Annotated in this window: 31 protein-coding genes, 1 tRNA gene and 4 rRNA genes; 35 read left to right on the top strand and 1 reads right to left on the bottom strand. The window is 43.5% G+C overall.

The genetic code is table 11. The features are described 5' to 3' along the window. The first annotated feature begins 3 nt into the window (after nt 1–3). From argH to rrf (HWV03_RS00825), 34 genes are all read left to right on the top strand, one after another. Nucleotides 4–1893 carry an argininosuccinate lyase gene (argH, locus tag HWV03_RS00660; RefSeq protein ID WP_211678075.1) on the top strand — a complete coding sequence of 630 codons (1890 nt, stop codon included), beginning with the start codon at nt 4–6 and terminating at the stop codon, nt 1891–1893. Nucleotides 1894–2324: 431 nt separating this feature from the next. Further along, a complete protein-coding gene (rpsJ, locus tag HWV03_RS00665; protein ID WP_017223583.1) occupies nt 2325–2636 on the top strand; it encodes a 30S ribosomal protein S10 in 312 nt (103 codons plus the stop codon). Nucleotides 2637–2671: 35 nt separating this feature from the next. Then, nucleotides 2672–3310 carry a 50S ribosomal protein L3 gene (gene rplC / locus HWV03_RS00670; RefSeq protein WP_211679930.1) on the top strand — a complete coding sequence of 213 codons (639 nt, stop codon included), beginning with the start codon at nt 2672–2674 and terminating at the stop codon, nt 3308–3310. A 15-nt stretch (nt 3311–3325) separates the two neighbouring features. Continuing rightward, nucleotides 3326–3931, top strand: coding sequence for a 50S ribosomal protein L4 (gene rplD, locus HWV03_RS00675; protein ID WP_211678076.1), 606 nt, complete (start codon nt 3326–3328; stop codon nt 3929–3931). After that, nucleotides 3928–4227, top strand: a complete 300-nt coding sequence (rplW, locus tag HWV03_RS00680; protein WP_019442262.1) for a 50S ribosomal protein L23 — start codon at nt 3928–3930, stop codon at nt 4225–4227. The genes rplD and rplW overlap by 4 nt, the downstream gene beginning before the upstream one ends. A gap of 18 nt (nt 4228–4245) precedes the next feature. Then, nucleotides 4246–5073 (top strand): 50S ribosomal protein L2, encoded by an 828-nt coding sequence (rplB, locus tag HWV03_RS00685; protein ID WP_211673644.1) that lies wholly within the window; start codon nt 4246–4248, stop codon nt 5071–5073. An 18-nt stretch (nt 5074–5091) separates the two neighbouring features. Continuing rightward, the gene (gene rpsS, locus HWV03_RS00690) at nt 5092–5370 is read left to right on the top strand and encodes a 30S ribosomal protein S19 (protein WP_019442264.1); all 279 of its coding nucleotides are present in this window, start codon (nt 5092–5094) and stop codon (nt 5368–5370) included. A gap of 10 nt (nt 5371–5380) precedes the next feature. Next, complete coding sequence (gene rplV, locus HWV03_RS00695; protein ID WP_045112216.1) at nt 5381–5713, top strand: 50S ribosomal protein L22; 333 nt, start codon at nt 5381–5383, stop codon at nt 5711–5713. A 17-nt stretch (nt 5714–5730) separates the two neighbouring features. After that, nucleotides 5731–6435, top strand: a complete 705-nt coding sequence (gene rpsC, locus HWV03_RS00700) for a 30S ribosomal protein S3 (RefSeq protein WP_019442266.1) — start codon at nt 5731–5733, stop codon at nt 6433–6435. Nucleotides 6436–6446: 11 nt separating this feature from the next. Further along, nucleotides 6447–6857 (top strand): 50S ribosomal protein L16, encoded by a 411-nt coding sequence (rplP, locus tag HWV03_RS00705; protein WP_019442267.1) that lies wholly within the window; start codon nt 6447–6449, stop codon nt 6855–6857. Next, a complete protein-coding gene (gene rpmC, locus HWV03_RS00710; protein ID WP_006034643.1) occupies nt 6857–7048 on the top strand; it encodes a 50S ribosomal protein L29 in 192 nt (63 codons plus the stop codon). The genes rplP and rpmC overlap by 1 nt, the downstream gene beginning before the upstream one ends. A 1-nt stretch (nt 7049) precedes the next feature. Next, on the top strand, nt 7050–7295 hold the full coding sequence (rpsQ, locus tag HWV03_RS00715) for a 30S ribosomal protein S17 (protein ID WP_017223593.1): 246 nt from the start codon (nt 7050–7052) through the stop codon (nt 7293–7295). A gap of 177 nt (nt 7296–7472) precedes the next feature. Continuing rightward, nucleotides 7473–7841, top strand: coding sequence for a 50S ribosomal protein L14 (gene rplN / locus HWV03_RS00720; protein WP_211673645.1), 369 nt, complete (start codon nt 7473–7475; stop codon nt 7839–7841). 10 nt (nt 7842–7851) lie between these two features. Further along, nucleotides 7852–8163: a 50S ribosomal protein L24 gene (gene rplX, locus HWV03_RS00725; RefSeq protein WP_101060770.1), complete on the top strand. Its 312-nt coding sequence runs from the start codon at nt 7852–7854 to the stop codon at nt 8161–8163. Nucleotides 8164–8175: 12 nt separating this feature from the next. Beyond that, on the top strand, nt 8176–8715 hold the full coding sequence (gene rplE, locus HWV03_RS00730) for a 50S ribosomal protein L5 (protein WP_211673646.1): 540 nt from the start codon (nt 8176–8178) through the stop codon (nt 8713–8715). A gap of 9 nt (nt 8716–8724) precedes the next feature. Beyond that, on the top strand, nt 8725–9030 hold the full coding sequence (rpsN, locus tag HWV03_RS00735; RefSeq protein WP_045112212.1) for a 30S ribosomal protein S14: 306 nt from the start codon (nt 8725–8727) through the stop codon (nt 9028–9030). A 26-nt stretch (nt 9031–9056) separates the two neighbouring features. Continuing rightward, nucleotides 9057–9449 (top strand): 30S ribosomal protein S8, encoded by a 393-nt coding sequence (gene rpsH, locus HWV03_RS00740; RefSeq protein WP_045112211.1) that lies wholly within the window; start codon nt 9057–9059, stop codon nt 9447–9449. A 10-nt stretch (nt 9450–9459) separates the two neighbouring features. After that, on the top strand, nt 9460–9993 hold the full coding sequence (gene rplF, locus HWV03_RS00745) for a 50S ribosomal protein L6 (RefSeq protein ID WP_211678077.1): 534 nt from the start codon (nt 9460–9462) through the stop codon (nt 9991–9993). Nucleotides 9994–10002: 9 nt separating this feature from the next. Beyond that, complete coding sequence (gene rplR / locus HWV03_RS00750; RefSeq protein ID WP_019442274.1) at nt 10003–10353, top strand: 50S ribosomal protein L18; 351 nt, start codon at nt 10003–10005, stop codon at nt 10351–10353. A 14-nt stretch (nt 10354–10367) separates the two neighbouring features. Continuing rightward, nucleotides 10368–10868 (top strand): 30S ribosomal protein S5, encoded by a 501-nt coding sequence (rpsE, locus tag HWV03_RS00755; protein WP_067046255.1) that lies wholly within the window; start codon nt 10368–10370, stop codon nt 10866–10868. A gap of 6 nt (nt 10869–10874) precedes the next feature. After that, complete coding sequence (gene rpmD, locus HWV03_RS00760; protein WP_045112208.1) at nt 10875–11054, top strand: 50S ribosomal protein L30; 180 nt, start codon at nt 10875–10877, stop codon at nt 11052–11054. Beyond that, complete coding sequence (gene rplO / locus HWV03_RS00765) at nt 11054–11488, top strand: 50S ribosomal protein L15 (RefSeq protein ID WP_045112207.1); 435 nt, start codon at nt 11054–11056, stop codon at nt 11486–11488. Before rpmD ends, rplO begins: the two co-directional genes overlap by 1 nt. A 5-nt stretch (nt 11489–11493) precedes the next feature. After that, nucleotides 11494–12819 carry a preprotein translocase subunit SecY gene (gene secY, locus HWV03_RS00770; protein ID WP_211673648.1) on the top strand — a complete coding sequence of 442 codons (1326 nt, stop codon included), beginning with the start codon at nt 11494–11496 and terminating at the stop codon, nt 12817–12819. 40 nt (nt 12820–12859) lie between these two features. Next, a complete protein-coding gene (gene rpmJ, locus HWV03_RS00775) occupies nt 12860–12973 on the top strand; it encodes a 50S ribosomal protein L36 (RefSeq protein WP_011770886.1) in 114 nt (37 codons plus the stop codon). Between the two features lie 134 nt (nt 12974–13107). Next, a complete protein-coding gene (gene rpsM / locus HWV03_RS00780; protein ID WP_045112204.1) occupies nt 13108–13464 on the top strand; it encodes a 30S ribosomal protein S13 in 357 nt (118 codons plus the stop codon). 13 nt (nt 13465–13477) lie between these two features. After that, entirely contained in the window at nt 13478–13867 is a 390-nt protein-coding gene (rpsK, locus tag HWV03_RS00785; RefSeq protein WP_017223604.1) for a 30S ribosomal protein S11, read from the top strand. Nucleotides 13868–13894: 27 nt separating this feature from the next. Then, nucleotides 13895–14515, top strand: a complete 621-nt coding sequence (gene rpsD, locus HWV03_RS00790; protein WP_045112203.1) for a 30S ribosomal protein S4 — start codon at nt 13895–13897, stop codon at nt 14513–14515. Nucleotides 14516–14541: 26 nt separating this feature from the next. Then, nucleotides 14542–15528 carry a DNA-directed RNA polymerase subunit alpha gene (locus tag HWV03_RS00795; RefSeq protein ID WP_045112202.1) on the top strand — a complete coding sequence of 329 codons (987 nt, stop codon included), beginning with the start codon at nt 14542–14544 and terminating at the stop codon, nt 15526–15528. A 40-nt stretch (nt 15529–15568) separates the two neighbouring features. Beyond that, nucleotides 15569–15952, top strand: a complete 384-nt coding sequence (gene rplQ, locus HWV03_RS00800; RefSeq protein ID WP_019442281.1) for a 50S ribosomal protein L17 — start codon at nt 15569–15571, stop codon at nt 15950–15952. 615 nt (nt 15953–16567) lie between these two features. After that, nucleotides 16568–18112 (top strand): 16S ribosomal RNA (locus tag HWV03_RS00805). Between the two features lie 119 nt (nt 18113–18231). Next, nucleotides 18232–18307 (top strand) — tRNA-Glu (locus HWV03_RS00810). A 248-nt stretch (nt 18308–18555) separates the two neighbouring features. Beyond that, nucleotides 18556–21448, top strand: a 23S ribosomal RNA gene (locus HWV03_RS00815). Nucleotides 21449–21588: 140 nt separating this feature from the next. Next, a 5S ribosomal RNA gene (gene rrf / locus HWV03_RS00820) occupies nt 21589–21704 on the top strand. A 95-nt stretch (nt 21705–21799) separates the two neighbouring features. Then, nucleotides 21800–21915, top strand: a 5S ribosomal RNA gene (gene rrf / locus HWV03_RS00825). Together the 16S, 23S and 5S rRNA genes with 1 tRNA gene alongside form the textbook arrangement of a ribosomal RNA operon. Before the next feature lie 80 nt (nt 21916–21995). On the opposite strand, the gene HWV03_RS00830 is transcribed toward rrf (HWV03_RS00825), so the two are convergent. Next, a complete protein-coding gene (locus HWV03_RS00830) occupies nt 21996–22412 on the bottom strand; it encodes an acetyl-CoA sensor PanZ family protein (RefSeq protein ID WP_211678078.1) in 417 nt (138 codons plus the stop codon). A gap of 66 nt (nt 22413–22478) precedes the next feature. Here HWV03_RS00830 and HWV03_RS00835 point away from each other — a divergent pair, with 66 nt between their 5' ends. Beyond that, nucleotides 22479–22733 carry a YkgJ family cysteine cluster protein gene (locus tag HWV03_RS00835; protein WP_045112200.1) on the top strand — a complete coding sequence of 85 codons (255 nt, stop codon included), beginning with the start codon at nt 22479–22481 and terminating at the stop codon, nt 22731–22733. Nucleotide 22734: the final 1 nt, after the last annotated feature.

Genomic DNA, 22734 nt, shown 5'->3' on the forward strand with positions numbered 1-22734 from the left:
ACCATGGCACTATGGGGCGGTAGATTCAGTCAAGCAGCTGATGCAAGATTTAAAACATTTAACGATTCACTGCGGTTTGACTATCGTTTAGCTGAACAAGACATCACTGGTTCAGTGGCATGGTCAAAAGCGTTAGTTGGCGTGGGCATCTTAACGCAAGAAGAGCAAGTAGCTATTGAAGGCGCATTAAATGATCTTAAGTTAGCAGTGCTAGAAAATCCTGAGCAAATCTTACAAAGTAATGCGGAAGATATTCACAGTTGGGTGGAAACGCAGTTAATTGCGAAAGTAGGGGACTTAGGTAAAAAACTACATACCGGACGTAGTCGTAATGATCAAGTTGCAACGGATTTAAAACTTTGGTGTAAGCAGCAAGGTGCGCAGTTGTTAATGCAATTGGATAAAACCCAGCAACAACTTGTATCACTTGCGCGTGAACACCAACATACTGTATTGCCAGGTTACACCCATTTGCAACGTGCACAGCCAGTGACATTTTCGCACTGGTGCTTAGCATATGTTGAAATGCTTGAACGTGATTTCAGTCGTTTAACGGATTGCCTAAAACGTCTTGATACCTGCCCATTGGGTTCTGGTGCTCTTGCGGGTACTGCTTATCCGATGGATAGAACGAATTTAGCACATTCATTGGGTTTTGCTAGTGCCACATTAAACAGCTTAGACTCTGTCTCTGATCGTGACCACGTGATGGAATTAATGAGCACGGCAAGTATGTCAATGATTCATTTATCGCGTCTGGCTGAAGATCTAATTTTCTATAACTCGGGTGAATCTAACTTCATTGAGTTGGCTGATGCGGTGACCTCTGGTTCATCATTAATGCCACAAAAGAAAAATCCGGATGCATTAGAACTTATCCGTGGGAAAACTGGTCGTGTATTTGGTTCACTAAGCGCCATGCTAATGACGTTGAAAGCCCTGCCGCTTGCATACAATAAAGATATGCAAGAAGATAAAGAAGGCTTATTTGATGCGCTTGATACCTGGAGTGATTGCCTTGAAATGGCTGCTATGTCATTGGTAGGAATGAAGATCAATGAAGCAAGAACCAAAGAGGCTGCGTTAGGCGGTTACTCGAACGCGACTGAATTAGCTGATTACCTTGTTGCTAAAGGTGTTCCCTTTCGTGATTCACACCATATTGTCGGTGAAGCAGTTGTCGCTGCAATTGCAAAGGGTGTACCACTAGAGGAGCTAACTTTAGCTGAATTTAAAGCGTTCAATGAACTCATTGAAAACGATGTTTATCATCACTTGTCACTTGATGAAACATTAGCAAAACGTAAAGCACAGGGGGGAGTATCACCAGTGCAGGTCGAGTTTGCATTAACGAATGCGGAAAAACGTTTAGAAGAGCGAGATACATCAGGTATTAGTATTCGAGCTGCTCGTTTAACAGATCTAGATGATATTGAACGCATGGTAAATTACTGGGCTAATATTGGTGAGAATTTACCACGTAACCGTTCTGATTTAGTTAAAGCTGTCGGTACCTTTGCGGTGACAGAGAAACATAATCAAGTGACAGGCTGTGCGTCTATCTATGTTTACGATACTGGGCTTGCTGAGATCCGTTCATTGGGTATTGAACCTGGCTATCAAGGTGGAGGGCAGGGCAAAGCGGTTGTCGAATATATGTTACGTAAAGCCGAACAGATGGCGATCCAAAAAGTGTTTGTATTAACACGTGTACCTGAATTCTTCATGAAGCTGGGCTTTAGCTCAACCAGTAAATCAATGCTGCCTGAAAAAGTATTGAAAGATTGTGAGATTTGCCCACGTCAGCATGCGTGTGATGAGGTTGCGTTGGAGTTTAAGCTAAATGTGGTTAGCCAAACAGTAAACTTAAAAGCGGAAAAACTCGCGTCTTAATTATATTCTCGACGGCTTAAAGCACCCTGATATGGGTGCTTTTTTTTGGTTTAAACAATGTCGACAAAGAAGCTTGAACTTAATCTTTACTCTCTATATACTGTGTCGACAAATTACGGTAACGGTTAACTGTACTGAACGTCATTATGATGATTCAATACTTTATGACTCAATAAAGTTGATATAATGCTTTATATTGAACTTTTTCTTGCTAAAGGCAAGAGGTCATGTATAATACGTCCCACTTGCTTAAGCAAGAAACTGAATCACTAAGTTATTATTTTAGCCTTGAGTTAAAGTATTAGTGGTCAGTCATCAAGATTCCCGATAGGGGAGTCACCGAGTTAAAGATATCGCTCTCGCAGTCTATTTGGTTAGATGTGGGATGTCGAATTTTTGTGTGTGTTTAACTTTATTGGAGCTCTGGTCTAATGCAGAACCAAAGAATCCGTATCCGCTTAAAAGCGTTCGATCATCGTCTTATCGATCAGTCTACAGCGGAAATCGTTGAAACTGCAAAACGCACTGGCGCACAAGTACGTGGACCTATTCCACTACCAACGCGCAAAGAGCGTTTCACAGTGCTTACTTCTCCGCACGTTAACAAAGATGCGCGTGACCAGTACGAAATTCGTACTCACAAGCGCCTGGTTGACATCGTTGAGCCAACAGAAAAAACCGTTGACGCTCTTATGCGTTTAGATCTAGCTGCTGGTGTTGATGTTCAAATCAGCCTTGGCTAGTAAGTTCTAAAACAACGATTTATATTGAGGTTATTATAATGATTGGTCTAATCGGACGTAAAGTTGGTATGACACGTATCTTCACTGAAGATGGCGTTTCTATCCCAGTATCCGTTATTGAATGTGAGCCTAACCGCGTTACTCAAGTTAAAACACTTGAAACTGACGGTTACCGCGCACTTCAAGTGACCACTGGCACGAAAAAAGCTAGCAGAGTAAACAAGCCAGAAGCGGGTCATTTCGCTAAAGCTAAAGTTGAAGCTGGTCGTGGCCTTTGGGAATTCCGTCTGGAAACAGGCGAAGGTGAAGCTGTTGAAGTTGGCGCTGAGCTAAACGTAAACATCTTTGCTGAAACTACTAAAGTAGACGTTACAGGTACATCTAAAGGTAAAGGTTTCGCAGGCGTTATTAAACGTTGGAACTTTGCTATGCAAGATGCTACACATGGTAACTCTCTTGCTCACCGTGCACCGGGTTCAATTGGCCAATGTCAAACTCCAGGTCGCGTATTTAAAGGCAAGAAAATGGCAGGTCACATGGGTGCTGAACGTGTAACGATTCAGTCTCTAGATGTGGTACGTGTTGATAGTGAACGTAACCTAGTACTTGTTAAAGGTGCTATTCCAGGTGCGATCAACGGCAACGTAATTATCAAACCAGCTGTTAAAGCTTAATCCGAGGAATTAGTAATGGAATTGGTATTGAAAGACGCACAAGGTGCTCTTGAAGTTTCAGAAACTACCTTCGGACGTGAGTTTAATGAAGCTCTGGTTCACCAGGTAGTTACAGCGTATGCTGCTGGCGCGCGTCAAGGTACTCGTGCACAGAAAAACCGTTCTGACGTTGCAGGTGGTGGTAAGAAACCATGGCGTCAAAAAGGTACTGGTCGTGCTCGTGCAGGTACTGCAAGCAGCCCGATCTGGCGTAAAGGTGGTGTAACTTTTGCTGCGCGTCCACAGGACCACAGCCAAAAAGTTAACACTAAGATGTACCGTGGAGCGATCAAAAGCATCCTTTCTGAATTGGTACGTCAAGAGCGTCTTATTGTTGTTGAGCAGTTCGCTGTTGAAACACCTAAGACTAAAGAATTAGTTGCTAAACTTAAAGACTTCGATCTGAACGACGTTCTAATCGTAGGTACTGAAGTTGATGAGAACTTATTCTTAGCTGCTCGTAACCTTTACAAAGTTGATGTTCGTGATGTTGCTGGTATTGATCCAGTTAGCTTAATCGCGTTCAACAAAGTTGTTATGACTGCTGCAGCAGTTAAGCAGATTGAGGAGAACTTAAAATGATCAGTGAAGAACGTTTATTGAAAGTTATCCTAGCGCCACATATCTCTGAAAAGAGCACTATGTCTGCTGAAAACAACAACACAATCGTTTTCAAGGTTGCACTAGATGCAACTAAAGCTGAAATTAAAGCAGCTATTGCAAAACTTTTTGAAGTTGAAGTTAAAAATGTAAGCACATTGGTACTGAAAGGTAAAACTAAGCGCACTGGCGCTCGTTTTGGCCGTCGTTCAGACATCAAAAAAGCTTATGTTACTCTAGCTGACGGCGCTGACATCGATTTCGGCAGTGCTGAATAATCAAGGGGATTCTGAATAATGGCTATTGTTAAGTGTAAGCCTACTTCTCCAGGTCGTCGCCACCTTGTTAAGGTAGTGAACCCGGATTTGCATAAAGGCAAACCACATGCTCCACTTTTAGAGAAAAAATCTAAATCTGGTGGCCGTAATAATAACGGTCGTATTACTGTTCGTCATCACGGCGGCGGTCATAAGCAACATTACCGTATCATTGACTTAAAACGTAATGATAAAGATGGTATCCCTGCAACTGTTGAACGTCTGGAATATGATCCAAACCGTTCAGCAAACATTGCACTTGCTCTTTACGCAGATGGTGAACGTCGTTACGTTCTAGCTGCTAAAGGTATGCAAGCTGGTGATATTATTGTTTCTGGTGTTGATGCAGCTATTAAAGCTGGTAACACATTACCAATGCGTAACATCCCAGTAGGTACAACTGTACACGCTGTGGAAATGAAGCCAGGTAAAGGTGCTCAAATTGCACGTTCTGCTGGTACATACGTACAAATCATTGCACGTGACAACTCATACGTTACTCTACGTCTTCGCTCTGGCGAAATGCGTAAAGTATTAGTAGATTGTCGTGCAACGATTGGTGAAGTTGGTAACTCTGAACACATGCTTCGCCAACTTGGTAAAGCTGGTGCTAGCCGCTGGCGCGGTGTTCGCCCAACAGTACGTGGTGTTGTAATGAACCCAGTTGATCACCCGCACGGTGGTGGTGAAGGTCGTACTTCAGGTGGCCGTCATCCGGTATCACCTTGGGGTGTGCCAACTAAGGGTTACAAAACTCGTAAGAACAAGCGTACTGATAAACTTATCGTACGTCGTCGCAACAAGTAATTTTATAGAGGTATCACCATGCCACGTTCTCTCAAGAAGGGTCCTTTCATAGACCTACACTTGCTGAAGAAGGTAGAGAAAGCGGTGGAAAGCGGGGAAAAAAAACCAGTTAAGACTTGGTCCCGTCGTTCTATGATCATTCCAAATATGATTGGTCTGACCATCGCTGTCCATAATGGTCGTCAACATGTACCAGTTTTCGTTACTGACGAAATGATTGGTCATAAGTTAGGCGAATTCGCACCGACTCGTACTTATCGCGGCCATGCTGCAGATAAGAAAGCTAAAAAGCGTTAGGAGAAATTAGATGGAAGCATTAGCTAAACACCGTTTCGCCTCAGGCTCTCCACAGAAAGCACGTTTGGTCATTGACCTTATCCGTGGTTTACCAGTGGACAAGGCTCTTGAAGTTTTAACTTTCAGCACTAAAAAAGCTGCTGTACAAGTTAAAAAAGTTCTTGAGTCAGCTATCGCAAACGCTGAACACAACGAAGGTGCGGATATTGATGAGTTAGTAGTAGCTACAGCGTTTGTTGACGCTGGTCCTACTATGAAGCGCATCATGCCACGTGCTAAAGGTCGTGCAGATCGCATCTTGAAGCGTACTAGCCACATCACAATTGTTGTAGCAACACGCTAAGAGACTAGGAGAAAACAATGGGTCAGAAAGTTCATCCAAATGGTATTCGCCTAGGTATCACCAAGCAGTTTAATTCTACTTGGTTTGCGAATACTAAAGACTTCGCCGACAACTTGTACGGTGATTTCGAAGTACGTCAGTTTTTAACTAAAAAACTGAAAAATGCATCTGTTTCACGTATCGTTATCGAACGTCCAGCGAAAAGCATCCGTGTGACTATTCACACTGCTCGTCCTGGTGTTGTTATCGGTAAGAAAGGCGAAGACGTAGAAAAACTACGTAATGCTATCGCTAAGATGACTGGTACTTCTGCACAAATCAATATCGCAGAAATCCGTAAGCCTGAACTTGATGCTAAATTAGTAGCTGAAGGTATCGCTTCTCAACTTGAACGTCGTGTTATGTTCCGTCGCGCTATGAAGCGTGCAGTACAAAATGCAATGCGTTTAGGTGCTAAGGGTATTAAAGTTCAAGTAAGCGGTCGTTTAGGCGGCGCAGAAATCGCTCGTGCTGAATGGTATCGTGAAGGCCGTGTGCCTCTACATACACTTCGTGCAGATATCGATTACTCAACTGCAGAAGCTCTTACAACTTACGGCATCATTGGTGTGAAAGTTTGGATCTTTAAAGGTGAAGTTCTAGGTAAGCTACCGCTTACTCAAGAAGTTGAAGCACCTTCTAAGCCTAAACGTCGCAGTCGTGGCCCTAAAGCTGCTAAATAGGAGACTCTGATATGTTGCAACCAAAACGCATGAAGTTCCGCAAAATGCACAAAGGCCGTAACCGCGGTCTTGCAAAAGGCGGAAACGTAACTTTCGGCGAATTCGGTCTTAAAGCTACTGGTCGTGGTCGAATTACTGCTCGTCAAATCGAAGCAGCACGTCGTGCTATGACTCGTCACGTTAAGCGTCAAGGTCAAATCTGGATCCGTGTGTTCCCAGACAAGCCTATTACACAAAAGCCGCTTGAAGTACGTCAAGGTAAAGGTAAAGGTAGCGTTGAGTATTGGGTTTGCCAAGTACAACCTGGCAAAATCCTTTATGAAATGGCTGGAGTTCCTGAAGAATTGGCTCGTGAAGCATTCAGCCTAGCTGATGCGAAACTTCCAATTTCTACAACTTTCGTAACTAAGACGGTAATGTAATGAACGCTAGCGAACTTAAACAAAAAAATGTTGAAGAGCTAAACGCTGAGTTACTTAACCTACTACGTGAGCAATTTAACTTACGTATGCAGTTAAGTACTGGCCAACTAGCACAAACGCATTTAATCAAAAATGTACGTCGCGATATCGCGCGTGTTAAGACCATCCTGAACGAAAAGGCGGGTGTATAATATGAGCACTATTCGTACTGTACAGGGTCGTGTTGTTAGCAACAAAGGCGATAAAACTATCGTTGTTGCAGTAGAACGTAAAGTGAAACATCCGTTATACGGTAAGTTCATCAAGCGTACTACTAAACTACACGCACATGATGAGAATAACGAATGTCAACTAAATGATGTTGTAACTATTCGTGAAACTCGTCCAGTGTCTAAGCTTAAAACTTGGGCATTAGTAGAAGTATTAGTAAAAGCTTAATTTTAAGTTTATACTGATCTTCTTATGATAACGGCCCCTATATAGGGGTCGTTTGTTTTTTAGTCGATTCCCGTTGCTTTTTTCAAAGCCGTGGTGTTATAATGCGCCACCTCTTGAAAGAGAGGGGACTCATTTAATCCATGTTGGGTTAGATGAAATTATTGCGGAGCACTAATAATGATCCAAATGCAGTCTACGTTGGACGTAGCCGATAACTCAGGCGCACGTCGCGTTCAGTGTATCAAGGTCCTAGGTGGTTCGCACCGCCGCTATGCGCGTGTTGGTGATATCATCAAAGTTTCTGTGAAGGAAGCAATTCCTCGCGGAAAAGTAAAAAAAGGTGATGTTCTGAACGCAGTGGTTGTGCGTACTAGGTCAGCAATCCGTCGTACAGACGGTGCAGCTATCCGTTTCGACCGTAACGCAGCAGTTATGCTTAATGCTAACGGCGCGCCGATCGGTACTCGTATCTTTGGCCCAGTTACTCGTGAACTACGAACTGATCAGTTCATGAAAATCGTATCTCTGGCACCAGAAGTACTATAAGGAACGAAAAATGGCAGCTAAAATTTTAAAAAATGATGAAGTTATCGTTGTTGCAGGTAAAGATGCTGGTAAACAAGGCAAAGTTACTGAAGTAAGAGCAGACGGTAAAATATTCGTTGAAGGCGTTAATCTTATCAAGAAACACCAAAAGCCAAACCCACAATTGGGCGTAGCTGGCGGTATTGTTGAGAAAGAAGCAGCTTTAGACGCATCAAACGTGGCACTATTCAACCCTGCAACTAGCAAGGCTGACCGTGTCGGTTTCCGATTTGAAGACGGCAAAAAAGTACGTTTCTTCAAATCTAATAATGAACTTGTTTAATTGGAGTTAACTGTGGCGAAACTGCATGAATACTACAAAGAGACGATAGCGCCTGAACTTAAAACTAAGTTCGGCTATAAATCTATCATGCAAGTCCCTCGGATTGAAAAGATCACCCTTAATATGGGTGTGGGCGAAGCAATCAATGATAAAAAAGTATTAGAAAATGCTGCTGCTGATATGGCTGCAATTTCTGGTCAAAAACCATTGATTACTAAAGCTCGTAAATCCGTTGCTGGCTTTAAAATCCGTGAAGGATATCCTATTGGTTGTAAAGTTACCCTACGTGGCGAGCGTATGTGGGAATTCCTTGAGCGCCTAATCGGTATCTCAATTCCACGTATTCGTGATTTCCGTGGCCTGAACCCTAAATCGTTCGATGGTCGTGGTAACTATAGTATGGGTGTTCGCGAGCAAATCATCTTCCCAGAAATCGATTACGATAAAATCGATAAAATTCGTGGTATGGATATTACTATCACTACTACTGCGAATTCTGATGAAGAAGGTCACGCTCTGCTGACTGCCTTTAATTTCCCATTCCGTAAGTAAGGTAGGGTCATGGCTAAGCAATCAATGAAAGCGCGCGACGTAAAACGCGCGAAGCTAGTAAAAAAATACGCTGAGAAACGTGCTGAATTAAAAGCAATCATCTCTGGTGTAAATACTTCAGACGAAGATCGTTGGAATGCAGTTCTTAAATTGCAATCGTTACCTCGTGATTCTAGTGAAAGTCGTCAGCGTAATCGCTGTAACATCACTGGCCGCCCTCATGGCTACCTACGTAAGTTCGGCTTAAGCCGTATCAAACTACGTGAGCACATGATGCGTGGTGAAGTTCCAGGTCTTAAAAAGGCTAGTTGGTAAGTCACTAATTTCGGGAGTATACGAAAATGAGCATGCAAGATCCTATTGCGGATATGCTAACACGCATCCGTAACGGTCAGTCAGCCTCTAAGGTTGCAGTTAAAATGCCTTGTTCTAAGCAAAAAGTTGCATTAGCAGCTGTGCTTAAAGAAGAAGGTTACATTAATGGTTACGCTGTTTCAGGTGAAGTGAAAGCTGAACTTGAAGTGTCTTTGAAGTATTTCGAAGGCAAAAACGTAATCGAAAAAATTGAGCGCGTTAGTCGCCCAGGTTTACGCATCTACAAAGGAAGTAATGATCTTCCTAAAGTGATGGGTGGCTTAGGTGTTGCTATCGTTTCTACTTCTAAAGGCATGATGTCTGACCGTGCAGCTCGTAAAGCTGGCATCGGTGGCGAGATCATCTGCTACGTTTCTTAAGGGGTTATATATGTCTCGTGTTGCTAAAGCACCCGTTGCCATCCCTGCAGGCGTAGAGATCTCTCTAAATGGTCAGGAAATCACTGTTAAAGGCGCTAAAGGCACTTTAACTGCTGTTGTTAATTCATCTGTTGTTCTTACAATCGCTGATGAAAAAGTTTCTTTTGGTCCTGTTGAAGGCGTAAAAGATGCTTGGGCTCAAGCTGGTACAGCTCGTGCTAACGTTAACAACATGGTTAAAGGTGTAGCTGAAGGTTTTACTAAAACTCTTCAACTAAATGGTGTTGGTTACCGTGCAAACGTTAAAGGTTCTGATGTGAACCTAACGTTAGGTTTCTCACATCCTGTAGTATATAACCTTCCTGAAGGTGTTACTGCAGTTTGCCCAAGCCAAACTGAAATTGTTATTACTGGCGCTGACAAACAATCTGTTGGTCAAGTTGCAGCTAACATTCGTGCATTCCGTCCGCCTGAACCTTATAAAGGTAAAGGTGTTCGTTATTCTGATGAAGTTGTGCGTCGTAAAGAAGCCAAGAAAAAGTAGGGTAATACTATGGATAAGAAATCTGCACGTCTTCGTCGCGCAACTCGCGCACGTAAGAAAATGCAAGAATTGGGTGCTACACGTTTAGTGATTAACCGCACTCCAAGCCATACTTATGCACAGGTTATTACACCGAATGCGGAAGTATTGGTTTCTGCTACAACAACAGAAAAAGCAGTTCGTGAAATGATCAGCTATGGTGGTAACGTTGAAGCAGCTAAAGTAATCGGTAAATTGGTTGCTGAGCGAGCTATCGAAAAAGGCGTTACTAAAATTGCTTTCGATCGTTCAGGTTTCCAATATCACGGTCGTGTTGCAGCACTAGCTGATGCCGCTCGTGAAGCTGGCCTTCAGTTCTAAGGCAGGAGTAGGAAATGTCTAAAGTTGAAAACCAAACAGGTGATCTGCAAGAGAAATTAATTGCAGTTAACCGTGTTTCAAAAGTTGTTAAAGGTGGTCGTATCTTCAGTTTCACTGCTCTTACAGTAGTGGGTGACGGTAACGGTCGCGTTGGTTTTGGTTATGGTAAAGCACGTGAAGTACCAGCTGCTATTCAAAAAGCAATGGAAAAAGCGAAACGCAATATCGTAAGCATTGAACTAAATGGTGTGACTCTTCAACATCCAATTAAGGGTCGTCATTCTGGTTCTAAAGTATTCATGCGTCCAGCATCAGCTGGTACAGGTATCATTGCCGGCGGTGCAATGCGTGCAGTACTAGAAGTTGTAGGCATCCATGACGTACTTTCTAAATGTTACGGTTCTACTAACCCAATTAACGTTGTACGAGCTACAATTGGCGCGCTTACTGGTATGTCATCACCAGAACAAATCGCTGCTAAACGTGGTCTACCTGTTAAAGAAATTCTGGGGTAATAAACCATGGCTAAAATTAAAGTAACTCAAACTAAAAGTGCAATCGGTCGTTTACCTAAACACCGTGCGACACTTGTTGGTTTAGGCCTTCGTAAAATCAACCACACTGTTGAATTGGAAGATACAGCATGTGTACGTGGTATGATTAATAAAGTAGCTTACATGATTAAAGTGGAGGAAGCGTAATGTTTTTAAATACTCTATCTCCAGCAGCTGGTTCTAAGCCAAGCGCTAAACGTGTAGGCCGCGGTATCGGTTCTGGTCTAGGCAAAACTTGTGGTCGTGGTCACAAAGGTCAAAAATCGCGCTCAGGCGGCGGTATTCGACCTGGTTTTGAAGGCGGTCAAATGCCTTTGAAACAACGTCTACCTAAATTCGGTTTCACTTCACGTAAGCAGCTAGTAACAGCTGAAGTACGTTTAAATGAAATCGCTAAAGTTGAAGGTGATGTTGTTGATTTAAACACACTTAAAGCAGCTGGTCTTGTTACTAAAAACATCCAGTTTGTTAAAGTTGTTTTATCTGGTGAAATCACTCGACCAGTTACTATTCGTGGCATTAAAGCTACGAAAGGTGCTGTTGAAGCGATTGTTGCTGCAGGCGGTCAAATCGAAGGATAGTACAAATGGCTAAAAAACCAGGATTGGAAACGAATAAATCTCAAGGTGGCTTATCAGAATTGAAAAGTCGTTTATGGTTCGTGTTAGGTGCAATTATTGTATTTCGCGCAGGATCTTTTGTTCCGATCCCTGGTATTGATGCCTCTGTACTTGCTACGCTTTTTGACTCGCAAAAGGGTACCATCTTAGAAATGTTTAACATGTTCTCTGGTGGTGCGCTTGAGCGTGCGTCTATTTTTGCGTTGGGTATTATGCCGTATATTTCGGCCTCTATTATCATACAGTTATTAACTGTTGTTAATCCTACACTTGCCGAATTGAAAAAAGACGGTGATGCAGGACGACGTAAAATTAGCCAGTATACCCGTTACGGAACATTGTTCTTAGGTACTTTCCAGGCTATTGGTATTGCAAAAGGCTTACCTAACATGGTTGATGGACTTGTCCATAATCCAGGGTTAAGTTTTTACTTTACTGCTGTAGTTAGTTTAGTAACTGGTACTATGTTCTTAATGTGGTTAGGTGAACAAATTACCGAACGCGGTATTGGTAATGGTATCTCAATATTAATTTTTGCAGGTATTGTTGCTGGTATGCCGCCAGCTATCGGACAAACGGTTGAGCAGGTTATCGATGGTAACCTTCACGGCCTGTTATTGTTAGTGTTAGCTGGTGTTGTTTTTGCTGTTACATACTTTGTTGTATTTGTAGAGCGCGGTCAGCGTAGAATTGTGGTAAACTACGCAAAACGCCAACAAGGACGACGTGTTTTTGCAGCTCAAAGCACGCATTTACCGTTAAAGCTAAATATGGCCGGTGTTATTCCAGCTATTTTTGCTTCGAGTATAATTTTGTTTCCTGGAACGCTTGCACAATGGTTCGGTCAGAATGAAAGTTTATCTTTCCTTACTGACATTTCCTTGGCTCTACAGCCAGGACAACCTTTGTATGTAATGCTTTATGCAGCAGCAATTATCTTCTTCTGTTTCTTCTATACAGCGTTGGTATTTAACCCACGTGAAACGGCAGATAACTTGAAGAAGAGCGGGGCGTTCATCCCAGGTATTAGACCAGGCGAACAAACTTCAAGGTATATAGACAAAGTAATGTCACGATTAACTCTAGCGGGTTCTTTGTATATTACATTTATTTGTTTAGTACCATTGTTCATGACACAAGCTATGGGTGTGCAGTTCTACTTCGGTGGTACGTCATTACTTATTATGGTTGTGGTAATCATGGACTTTATGGCTCAAGTTCAAACCCATATGATGTCTCATCAATATGGTGATGTTCTTAAAAAAGCTAATTTAAAAGGCTACGGTCGCTAAATTAGTTTGAGCATGTCCTATAACAGTTACGGAGTAAGAAATGAAAGTTCGTGCATCTGTTAAAAAGATTTGTCGTAATTGCAAAGTGATTAAACGTCACGGCGTAGTACGCGTAATCTGTGTTGAACCAAAGCATAAACAACGCCAAGGTTAGACAATAATAGAAACTTGGGCTAGATTTATTAATCTATTCCCAAGTTTCTATTGCAATACATCTCTCTTCTGAGTATCCTTACGGGCTTTTCGAAGAGTGCAAAATTTTTTTAAACCCTTAATTGGAGTGGTATAGTGGCCCGTATAGCCGGCATTAACATTCCTGATCAAAAGCATACAGTCATTGCCCTGACTGGTGTTTTCGGTATTGGTGCAACACGTGCGAAAGCAATCTGTGCTGCAACTGGTATCGCTGAAACAGCTAAGATCAGAGAGCTAGAAGAAGCTCAACTAGAACTTCTTCGCGAAGAAGTAGGTAAATACACTGTAGAAGGTGACCTACGTCGTGAAGTAAGTATGAATATCAAGCGTCTGATGGACCTCGGTTGTTACCGTGGTATTCGTCACCGTCGCAGCTTACCTCTACGTGGTCAACGCACTAAAACAAATGCGCGCACCCGTAAAGGTCCGCGTAAAGCTATCAAGAAATAGGAGCTGACGAGTAATGGCTAAAACTCCAACTCGCGCTCGTAAGCGCGTTAAAAAGCAAGTTGCTGACGGTATTGCACACGTTCATGCTTCTTTCAATAACACTATTGTGACAATCACAGATCGCCAAGGTAATGCTTTATCTTGGGCAACTGCAGGCGGCTCAGGCTTCCGTGGTTCTCGTAAGTCAACTCCATTCGCTGCGCAGGTTGCTGCTGAGCGTGCTGGTGAAATGGCTAAAGAGTACGGTCTTAAAAATTTAGAAGTTATGGTTAAGGGCCCTGGTCCTGGTCGTGAATCTTCTATTCGTGCATTGAATGCGATTGGTTATAAAATTACTAACATCACTGATGTTACACCAATCCCTCACAATGGTTGTCGTCCACCTAAAAAGCGTCGCGTATAACGTTTTTAGGAATATTGGAGAAAGAACATGGCTAGATATTTGGGCCCAAAGCTCAAGCTTAGTCGTCGTGAAGGTACAGATCTTTTCTTGAAAAGTGGCGTACGCGCGATTGAATCTAAGTGTAAAATTGATAACGCACCTGGTGTACATGGTGCTCGTAAACCTCGTCTATCTGACTACGGTTTACAACTACGTGAAAAGCAAAAAGTTCGTCGTATGTACGGTGTACTTGAAAAGCAATTCCGTAACTTATATAAAGAAGCTGCTCGTCTAAAAGGCAACACTGGTGAAAACCTACTTGCTTTATTAGAAGGCCGTCTAGATAACGTTGTTTATCGTATGGGCTTTGGTTCAACTCGTGCGGAATCGCGCCAGTTAGTAAGCCACAAAGCAATCGTTGTAAACGGTAAAGTTGTAAATATCCCTTCTTACAAAGTGAAAGTTAACGATACAGTTAGCATTCGCGAGAAGGCTAAGAAGCAAGCTCGTATCGCTTCAGCTCTTGAAATTTCAGAGCAGCGCGAGAAAGCATCTTGGGTTGAAGTTGACAGTAAGACACTTGAAGGCGTTTTCAAACGTGTTCCTGAGCGTTCTGATCTGTCTGCAGACATCAACGAACAGCTTATTGTTGAACTTTACTCTAAGTAAGGTTAACTTCATAAGAGAGGACATACATGCAGGGTTCTGTAACAGAATTTCTAAGACCAAGACTTGTTGATATTGAGCAAATTAGCTCAACACGTGCCAAGGTAACACTTGAACCGTTAGAGCGTGGCTTTGGTCACACTCTAGGTAATGCTTTACGTCGTATTCTACTTTCTTCTATGCCAGGTTGTGCTGTAACAGAAGTTGAGATCGACGGCGTACTCCACGAGTACAGCAGTAAAGAAGGCGTTCAAGAAGATGTTCTTGAAATTCTTCTTAACTTGAAAGGTCTTGCAATCAAACTTGAAGGCAAAGACGAAGCGTTACTAACTTTAACTAAGTCAGGTACAGGTCCTGTATTGGCAGGTGACATCACTCATGATGGTGATGTTGAGATTATTAATCCAGAACACGTGATTTGTAATTTAACCGGTCAAGCAGATATCAGTATGCGTATTCGTGTTGCAAAAGGTCGTGGTTACGTACCTGCTTCTGCACGTGTACACGCTGATGATGAAGAGCGCCCTATCGGTCGTTTGCTTGTTGATGCTGCATTCAGCCCTGTAAGCCGTATTGCTTACAATGTTGAATCTGCTCGTGTTGAGCAACGTACTAACCTTGATAAGTTAGTAATCGATATGGAAACTGATGGAACATTAGATCCTGAAGAAGCTATTCGTCGTTCTGCTACAATTCTGGCTGAACAGCTTGATGCTTTCGTTGATCTTCGTGATGTAACGGAACCAGAGCAGAAAGAAGAGAAACCAGAGTTCGATCCGATACTGCTACGTCCTGTTGATGATTTAGAACTTACTGTTCGTTCAGCTAACTGCCTAAAAGCAGAAGCAATTCACTATATTGGTGATCTTGTTCAGCGTACTGAGGTTGAGTTACTTAAAACGCCTAACCTTGGTAAGAAATCTTTAACTGAAATTAAAGATGTTCTAGCTTCACGTGGTCTTTCTCTAGGTATGCGCCTAGAAAACTGGCCGCCTGCAAGTATTGCGGACGAATAGTAAACACTAGTCAAAAGATTTTTGTAAGAAGGATAAGTTCATGCGCCATCGTAAGAGTGGTCGTCAACTAAATCGTAACAGTAGCCACCGTCAGGCTATGTTCCGTAATATGGCATGTTCTTTAGTTAGCCACGAGATCATTAAAACGACTCTGCCTAAAGCTAAAGAATTACGTCGTGTAGTTGAGCCTCTAATTACACTTGCTAAAACGGATAGCGTAGCTAACCGTCGTCTAGCATTTGCTCGTACCCGCAGCGATGAAGTTGTAGGTAAACTATTTAAAGAATTAGGCCCACGTTTCGAAAACCGTTCAGGCGGTTACACTCGAATCTTAAAATGTGGTCTACGTACTGGCGATAAAGCTCCTATGGCTTACATCGAACTAGTAGATCGTCCAGCTGTTGAAGCTGCTGACGAAGAATAGTATTAGAAGCCAGAGCTCACGCTCTGGCTTTTTTATTGCTCTTAATTATCCTTTGAATAATTCCTAATTCCTAATTCCTAATTCCTAATTCCTAATTCCTAATTCCTAATTCCTAATTCCTAATTCCTAATTCCTCCTAGATTTTTTTTTGATGTTGAAAATACCTTTCTTCTTATTCGTTAATACCGATAATTTAAAAATGTCTCTTATTTATGTCTACTGAATAGTTTGTTGTAGTAATAGACAGAATTTAAACTGCTTATTAACGAGTTTCATTTGTTTTTGTCTGGTATATGCCTAGATTGTTCGCTTTTTAATCTCATTATGTTTTTTTAATATTTATTGTAATTAACGCTTGCCAATGTGATCCATATCTCTATAATGCGACCTCACTGACACGGCAACAGCCGCTCAGTATGCTCTTTAACAATTTATTCAAGCAATCTGTGTGAGCACTTGCAGAGATATAATGACCAAAAATTATATCAATGTAATTGTGAACATTAAATTAAATCGAAAGATTTGGTTTTATAAACAACAAACCTCGGTTTGTTGTTGAAGTACAGAATTCATTGAGCCGACTTAATCAACATCGTTGATTAGTCAAAAAACTTTTAATTGAAGAGTTTGATCATGGCTCAGATTGAACGCTGGCGGTAGGCTTAACACATGCAAGTCGAGCGGAAACGAAGAATAGCTTGCTATTCTGGCGTCGAGCGGCGGACGGGTGAGTAATGCTTGGGAATCTGCCTAGTCGAGGGGGACAACAGTTGGAAACGACTGCTAATACCGCATACGACCTACGGGTGAAAGGGGGCCTCTTCTTGAAAGCTCTCGCGACTAGATGAGCCCAAGTGGGATTAGCTTGTTGGTGAGGTAAGAGCTCACCAAGGCGACGATCCCTAGCTGGTCTGAGAGGATGATCAGCCACACTGGAACTGAGACACGGTCCAGACTCCTACGGGAGGCAGCAGTGGGGAATATTGCACAATGGGGGAAACCCTGATGCAGCCATACCGCGTGTATGAAGAAGGCCTTAGGGTTGTAAAGTACTTTCAGCGAGGAGGAAAGGCAGTAGATTAATACTCTACTGCTGTGACGTTACTCGCAGAAGAAGCACCGGCTAACTCCGTGCCAGCAGCCGCGGTAATACGGAGGGTGCAAGCGTTAATCGGAATTACTGGGCGTAAAGCGCATGCAGGCGGTTTGTTAAGCGAGATGTGAAAGCCCCGGGCTCAACCTGGGAACTGCATTTCGAACTGGCAAACTAGAGTTCTTGAGAGGGTGGTAGAATTTCAGGTGTAGCGGTGAAATGCGTAGAGATCTGAAGGAATACCAGTGGCGAAGGCGGCCACCTGGCAAGTAACTGACGCTCAGATGCGAAAGCGTGGGTAGCAAACGGGATTAGATACCCCGGTAGTCCACGCCGTAAACGATGTCTACTCGGAGTTTGGTTCCTTGAGAACTGGGCTCTTAAGCTAACGCATTAAGTAGACCGCCTGGGGAGTACGGCCGCAAGGTTAAAACTCAAATGAATTGACGGGGGCCCGCACAAGCGGTGGAGCATGTGGTTTAATTCGATGCAACGCGAAGAACCTTACCTACTCTTGACATCCATAGAACTTTCCAGAGATGGATTGGTGCCTTCGGGAACTATGAGACAGGTGCTGCATGGCTGTCGTCAGCTCGTGTTGTGAAATGTTGGGTTAAGTCCCGCAACGAGCGCAACCCTTATCCTTATTTGCCAGCACGTAATGGTGGGAACTCTAAGGAGACTGCCGGTGATAAACCGGAGGAAGGTGGGGACGACGTCAAGTCATCATGGCCCTTACGAGTAGGGCTACACACGTGCTACAATGGCGCATACAAAGGGCTGCAAACCAGCAATGGTAAGCGAATCCCATAAAGTGCGTCGTAGTCCGGATTGGGGTCTGCAACTCGACCCCATGAAGTCGGAATCGCTAGTAATCGTGAATCAGAATGTCACGGTGAATACGTTCCCGGGCCTTGTACACACCGCCCGTCACACCATGGGAGTGGGCTGCACCAGAAGTCATTAGCTTAACCTTCGGGAGGGCGATGACCACGGTGTGGTTCATGACTGGGGTGAAGTCGTAACAAGGTAGCCCTAGGGGAACCTGGGGCTGGATCACCTCCTTACGTAAAGTTGTTAGTTTTTGTAAGTGCCCACACAAATTGCTTGAATAGAAACGTTAAAGACAGTCTTATGAAAATAAGACAACGTTTGGGATGAAATCCAAACGTAGAAAGTAAATAGTGTCCCGTTCGTCTAGAGGCCTAGGACACCGCCCTTTCACGGCGGTAACACGAGTTCAAATCTCGTACGGGATACCATCTTTCTTCTGTAAGGAAGATGGAGTATTTTTTCTTTCTGATTAAAAATCAAAGCTAAGCAGCGAATGCTTATCTTTGCTTTTTAGCAAATTGCTCTTTAAAAATTTGGAAAGCTGAATAAATAAAGAAGTTCTTAAAACACGTTATTGCTTCGGCAATAACAATATAGTGTTCTTGAGTATTCTTGAGGCGAAAAAAACTAGATAATACCTAGTTATTTCAATTGTACGGTCGACTTTAGATTGTATGGTTAAGTGACTAAGCGTATACGGTGGATGCCTAGGCAGTCAGAGGCGATGAAGGACGTGTTAATCTGCGTTAAGCTGTGGGGAGTTGATAAAAAGCGTTAATCCACAGATTTCCGAATGGGGGAACCCACTCTACTTTGTAGAGTATCGTAACGTGAATACATAGCGTTGCGAAGCGAACCGGGAGAACTGAAACATCTAAGTACCCCGAGGAAAAGAAATCAATAGAGATACCCTTAGTAGCGGCGAGCGAACGGGGTCTAGCCCTTAAGCAGTTTGGAAGTTAGTGGAAGATTCTGGAAAGTTTCACGATACAGGGTGATAGTCCCGTACATGAAAACGACCTTACTGTGAAATCGAGTAGGACGGCACACGTGATATGCTGTTTGAATATGGGAGGACCATCTTCCAAGGCTAAATACTACTGACTGACCGATAGTGAACCAGTACCGTGAGGGAAAGGCGAAAAGAACCCCTGTGAGGGGAGTGAAATAGAACCTGAAACCGTATACGTACAAGCAGTGGGAGCAGACTTGTTCTGTGACTGCGTACCTTTTGTATAATGGGTCAACGACTTAATTTCAGTAGCAAGGTTAAGCGAATAGCGGAGCCGTAGGGAAACCGAGTGTTAACTGCGCGAATAGTTGCTGGGATTAGACCCGAAACCCGGTGATCTAGCCATGGGCAGGTTGAAGGTTGAGTAACATCAACTGGAGGACCGAACCGACTAATGTTGAAAAATTAGCGGATGACTTGTGGCTGGGGGTGAAAGGCCAATCAAACCGGGAGATAGCTGGTTCTCCTCGAAAGCTATTTAGGTAGCGCCTCGCGTCTAACTATTGGGGGTAGAGCACTGTTAAGGCTAGGGGGTCATCCCGACTTACCAACCCTTTGCAAACTCCGAATACCAATAAGTTCAATCGCGGGAGACACACGGCGGGTGCTAACGTCCGTCGTGGAAAGGGAAACAACCCAGACCGTCAGCTAAGGTCCCAAAGTGTATGTTAAGTGGGAAACGATGTGGAAAGGCTCAGACAGCCAGGAAGTTGGCTTAGAAGCAGCCATCTTTTAAAGAAAGCGTAATAGCTCACTGGTCGAGTCGGTCTGCGCGGAAGATTTAACGGGGCTAAACATACCACCGAAGCTACGGATGCAAAGACTTGTTCTTGCATGGTAGAGGAGCGTTCTGTAAGCCGTCGAAGGTGAGTTGAGAAGCTTGCTGGAGGTATCAGAAGTGCGAATGTTGACATGAGTAACGATAATGGGGGTGAAAAACCTCCACGCCGAAAGACCAAGGGTTCCTGTCCAACGTTAATCGGGGCAGGGTGAGTCGACCCCTAAGGCGAGGCCGAAAGGCGTAGTCGATGGGAAACAGGTTAATATTCCTGTACTCACTTATATTGCGATGGGGTGACGGAGAAGGTTAGGCTAGCATGGCGATGGTTGTCCATGTTTAAGGTTGTAGGCTGTGTGCTTAGGTAAATCCGGGCGCACATTAAGGCTGAGAGCTGATGACGAGTCTCTACGGAGATGAAGTAGTTGATACCCGGCTTCCAGGAAAAACCTCTAAGCTTCAGATATAAGAGAATCGTACCCCAAACCGACACAGGTGGTTAGGTAGAGAATACTAAGGCGCTTGAGAGAACTCGGGTGAAGGAACTAGGCAAAATGGTACCGTAACTTCGGGAGAAGGTACGCCGATGATGGTGAAGGACTTGCTCCGTAAGCTATTGTCGGTCGCAGAGAAATGGTGGCTGCAACTGTTTATTAAAAACACAGCACTGTGCAAAATCGAAAGATGACGTATACGGTGTGACGCCTGCCCGGTGCCGGAAGGTTAATTGATTGGGTTAGACTTAGGTCGAAGCTCATGATCGAAGCCCCGGTAAACGGCGGCCGTAACTATAACGGTCCTAAGGTAGCGAAATTCCTTGTCGGGTAAGTTCCGACCTGCACGAATGGCGTAATGATGGCCACGCTGTCTCCACCCGAGACTCAGTGAAATTGAAATCGCTGTTAAGATGCAGTGTACCCGCGGCTAGACGGAAAGACCCCGTGAACCTTTACTATAGCTTGGCACTGAACATTGAACCTACATGTGTAGGATAGGTGGGAGACGTTGAAGCATTGTCGCTAGATGATGTGGAGTCAACCTTGAAATACCACCCTTGTACGTTTGATGTTCTAACGTAGGTCCCTTATCGGGATTGCGGACAGTGTCTGGTGGGTAGTTTGACTGGGGCGGTCTCCTCCCAAAGAGTAACGGAGGAGCACGAAGGTTGGCTAAACATGGTTGGACATCATGTGGTTAGTGCAAAGGCATAAGCCAGCTTAACTGCGAGACAGACACGTCGAGCAGGTACGAAAGTAGGTCTTAGTGATCCGGTGGTTCTGAATGGAAGGGCCATCGCTCAACGGATAAAAGGTACTCCGGGGATAACAGGCTGATACCGCCCAAGAGTTCATATCGACGGCGGTGTTTGGCACCTCGATGTCGGCTCATCACATCCTGGGGCTGAAGTTGGTCCCAAGGGTATGGCTGTTCGCCATTTAAAGTGGTACGCGAGCTGGGTTTAGAACGTCGTGAGACAGTTCGGTCCCTATCTGCCGTGGGCGTTTGAGAATTGAGAGGAGCTGCTCCTAGTACGAGAGGACCGGAGTGGACGAACCACTGGTGTTCGGGTTGTTATGCCAATAGCATTGCCCGGTAGCTAAGTTCGGAACTGATAACCGCTGAAAGCATCTAAGCGGGAAGCAGGCCTCGAGATGAGTTCTCACTGGGACTTTAAGTCCCCTGAAGGGCCGTTGGAGACTACAACGTTGATAGGCAAGGTGTGTAAGTGCTGTGAGGCATTGAGCTAACTTGTACTAATTACCCGTGAGGCTTAACCATACAAATTAAAGTATGATTAATTGAAATACGACTTAAGAATAGATTGAACACTACTATTTATCGAAAGATAGGTTTTAAAGACTTCTTTATTTATAGCTTTTCAGATTTTAAAGATACAACTTGAAAGCAAACCAGATTTGCTTGGTGACCATAGTGTTGCGGTACCACCTGATCCCATTCCGAACTCAGTAGTGAAACGTAATAACGCCGATGGTAGTGTGGGGCTTCCCCATGTGAGAGTAGGGCATCGCCAAGCGCCAATTAATATTTATTCAGACTAGGTTTGAATAAATATTGTTTAAGACGTAGTCTTAAACAAGAGCAGATGATTCGTAAGACTCGAAAAATTTGTTTGGTGACCATAGTGTTGCGGTACCACCTGATCCCATTCCGAACTCAGTAGTGAAACGTAATAACGCCGATGGTAGTGTGGGGCTTCCCCATGTGAGAGTAGGGCATCGCCAAACGCTAAATTAGATTTAAGACACAGTCTTGAACGAAAAAAGCCGATATCATTGATATCGGCTTTTTTTATACCTGTAAATTATTAACAGCTAAAGCTAAGTGCAGCGTCTTGCTCTGTGAAACCTTGATGAATTAAAAAAGCAGATAATTCAGCTGTAACCTGTGTTGTTTTAATTACAGTTACGGTTTCTAATTGCAGAGATTTTGCATGCTTGATTGCTTGTTGTACTAGGTATTTACCCACACCACGTTGTTGAGTTATATCTCTTACTGCCATGCAGCTTAAGAATAACGTGGTAGTATCATGTTGCATGATTAAACCACCAATGTGGCGATCATTAAATTTAGCAACAAACAGAGTTTGGCTGTCATCTTGAAGCAGTTGATCGAAAGTTTTTTGAATCTCAGCTTCGTCATGCTGAAATGGTCGATACAATTTTGTTATATCAATAAGTAACTGTGGAGTTGAGTCTGTTACTGTAAATGCTGATAATCTCATGCTGTTCCCTTTTTTAGATACATGCTGATATTACGCTATTATCATTCGTTATTTAAGGTTTGTTTTATGCAATGCAGAATGAATTGTGGGGCGTGCTGTGAAGCGCCAAGTATCACTAGCTATATTCCAGGTATGCCTGATGGTAAGCCTGCTGGTGTACGATGTGTTAATCTGTCGGTTGATCATTTATGTCTAATCTTTACAGACCCTAAACGCCCTGCGTTATGCGATACATTTAAGGCCTGTAATGATGTATGTGGTGAAAATCGCGATGAGGCTTTGTTCTTAATTACTGATTTGGAAATACAAACAGCAAGCTAAA

It is taken from the genome of Moritella sp. 36, assembly GCF_018219415.1.
Classification (GTDB): domain Bacteria; phylum Pseudomonadota; class Gammaproteobacteria; order Enterobacterales; family Moritellaceae; genus Moritella.

Excerpts from the sequence above, each read along its gene's own strand:
- rplQ (WP_019442281.1), top strand. The coding sequence starts at position 15,569 with ATGCGCCATCGTAAGAGTGGTCGTCAACTAAATCGTAACAGTAGCCAC.
- rpsH (WP_045112211.1), top strand. The coding sequence starts at position 9,057 with ATGAGCATGCAAGATCCTATTGCGGATATGCTAACACGCATCCGTAAC.
- rpsD (WP_045112203.1), top strand. The coding sequence starts at position 13,895 with ATGGCTAGATATTTGGGCCCAAAGCTCAAGCTTAGTCGTCGTGAAGGT.
- rplX (WP_101060770.1), top strand. The coding sequence starts at position 7,852 with ATGGCAGCTAAAATTTTAAAAAATGATGAAGTTATCGTTGTTGCAGGT.
- rplF (WP_211678077.1), top strand. The coding sequence starts at position 9,460 with ATGTCTCGTGTTGCTAAAGCACCCGTTGCCATCCCTGCAGGCGTAGAG.
- argH (WP_211678075.1), top strand. The coding sequence starts at position 4 with ATGGCACTATGGGGCGGTAGATTCAGTCAAGCAGCTGATGCAAGATTT.
- rpsJ (WP_017223583.1), top strand. The coding sequence starts at position 2,325 with ATGCAGAACCAAAGAATCCGTATCCGCTTAAAAGCGTTCGATCATCGT.
- rpmJ (WP_011770886.1), top strand. The coding sequence starts at position 12,860 with ATGAAAGTTCGTGCATCTGTTAAAAAGATTTGTCGTAATTGCAAAGTG.
- rpsQ (WP_017223593.1), top strand. The coding sequence starts at position 7,050 with ATGAGCACTATTCGTACTGTACAGGGTCGTGTTGTTAGCAACAAAGGC.
- rplN (WP_211673645.1), top strand. The coding sequence starts at position 7,473 with ATGATCCAAATGCAGTCTACGTTGGACGTAGCCGATAACTCAGGCGCA.
- HWV03_RS00835 (WP_045112200.1), top strand. The coding sequence starts at position 22,479 with ATGCAATGCAGAATGAATTGTGGGGCGTGCTGTGAAGCGCCAAGTATC.
- rpsK (WP_017223604.1), top strand. The coding sequence starts at position 13,478 with ATGGCTAAAACTCCAACTCGCGCTCGTAAGCGCGTTAAAAAGCAAGTT.
- rpmD (WP_045112208.1), top strand. The coding sequence starts at position 10,875 with ATGGCTAAAATTAAAGTAACTCAAACTAAAAGTGCAATCGGTCGTTTA.
- rpsN (WP_045112212.1), top strand. The coding sequence starts at position 8,725 with ATGGCTAAGCAATCAATGAAAGCGCGCGACGTAAAACGCGCGAAGCTA.
- rplW (WP_019442262.1), top strand. The coding sequence starts at position 3,928 with ATGATCAGTGAAGAACGTTTATTGAAAGTTATCCTAGCGCCACATATC.
- rplD (WP_211678076.1), top strand. The coding sequence starts at position 3,326 with ATGGAATTGGTATTGAAAGACGCACAAGGTGCTCTTGAAGTTTCAGAA.
- secY (WP_211673648.1), top strand. The coding sequence starts at position 11,494 with ATGGCTAAAAAACCAGGATTGGAAACGAATAAATCTCAAGGTGGCTTA.
- rplR (WP_019442274.1), top strand. The coding sequence starts at position 10,003 with ATGGATAAGAAATCTGCACGTCTTCGTCGCGCAACTCGCGCACGTAAG.
- rpsC (WP_019442266.1), top strand. The coding sequence starts at position 5,731 with ATGGGTCAGAAAGTTCATCCAAATGGTATTCGCCTAGGTATCACCAAG.
- rpsE (WP_067046255.1), top strand. The coding sequence starts at position 10,368 with ATGTCTAAAGTTGAAAACCAAACAGGTGATCTGCAAGAGAAATTAATT.
- rpsS (WP_019442264.1), top strand. The coding sequence starts at position 5,092 with ATGCCACGTTCTCTCAAGAAGGGTCCTTTCATAGACCTACACTTGCTG.
- HWV03_RS00795 (WP_045112202.1), top strand. The coding sequence starts at position 14,542 with ATGCAGGGTTCTGTAACAGAATTTCTAAGACCAAGACTTGTTGATATT.
- rplP (WP_019442267.1), top strand. The coding sequence starts at position 6,447 with ATGTTGCAACCAAAACGCATGAAGTTCCGCAAAATGCACAAAGGCCGT.
- rplO (WP_045112207.1), top strand. The coding sequence starts at position 11,054 with ATGTTTTTAAATACTCTATCTCCAGCAGCTGGTTCTAAGCCAAGCGCT.
- rplV (WP_045112216.1), top strand. The coding sequence starts at position 5,381 with ATGGAAGCATTAGCTAAACACCGTTTCGCCTCAGGCTCTCCACAGAAA.
- rplB (WP_211673644.1), top strand. The coding sequence starts at position 4,246 with ATGGCTATTGTTAAGTGTAAGCCTACTTCTCCAGGTCGTCGCCACCTT.
- HWV03_RS00830 (WP_211678078.1), bottom strand. The coding sequence starts at position 22,412 with ATGAGATTATCAGCATTTACAGTAACAGACTCAACTCCACAGTTACTT.
- rpmC (WP_006034643.1), top strand. The coding sequence starts at position 6,857 with ATGAACGCTAGCGAACTTAAACAAAAAAATGTTGAAGAGCTAAACGCT.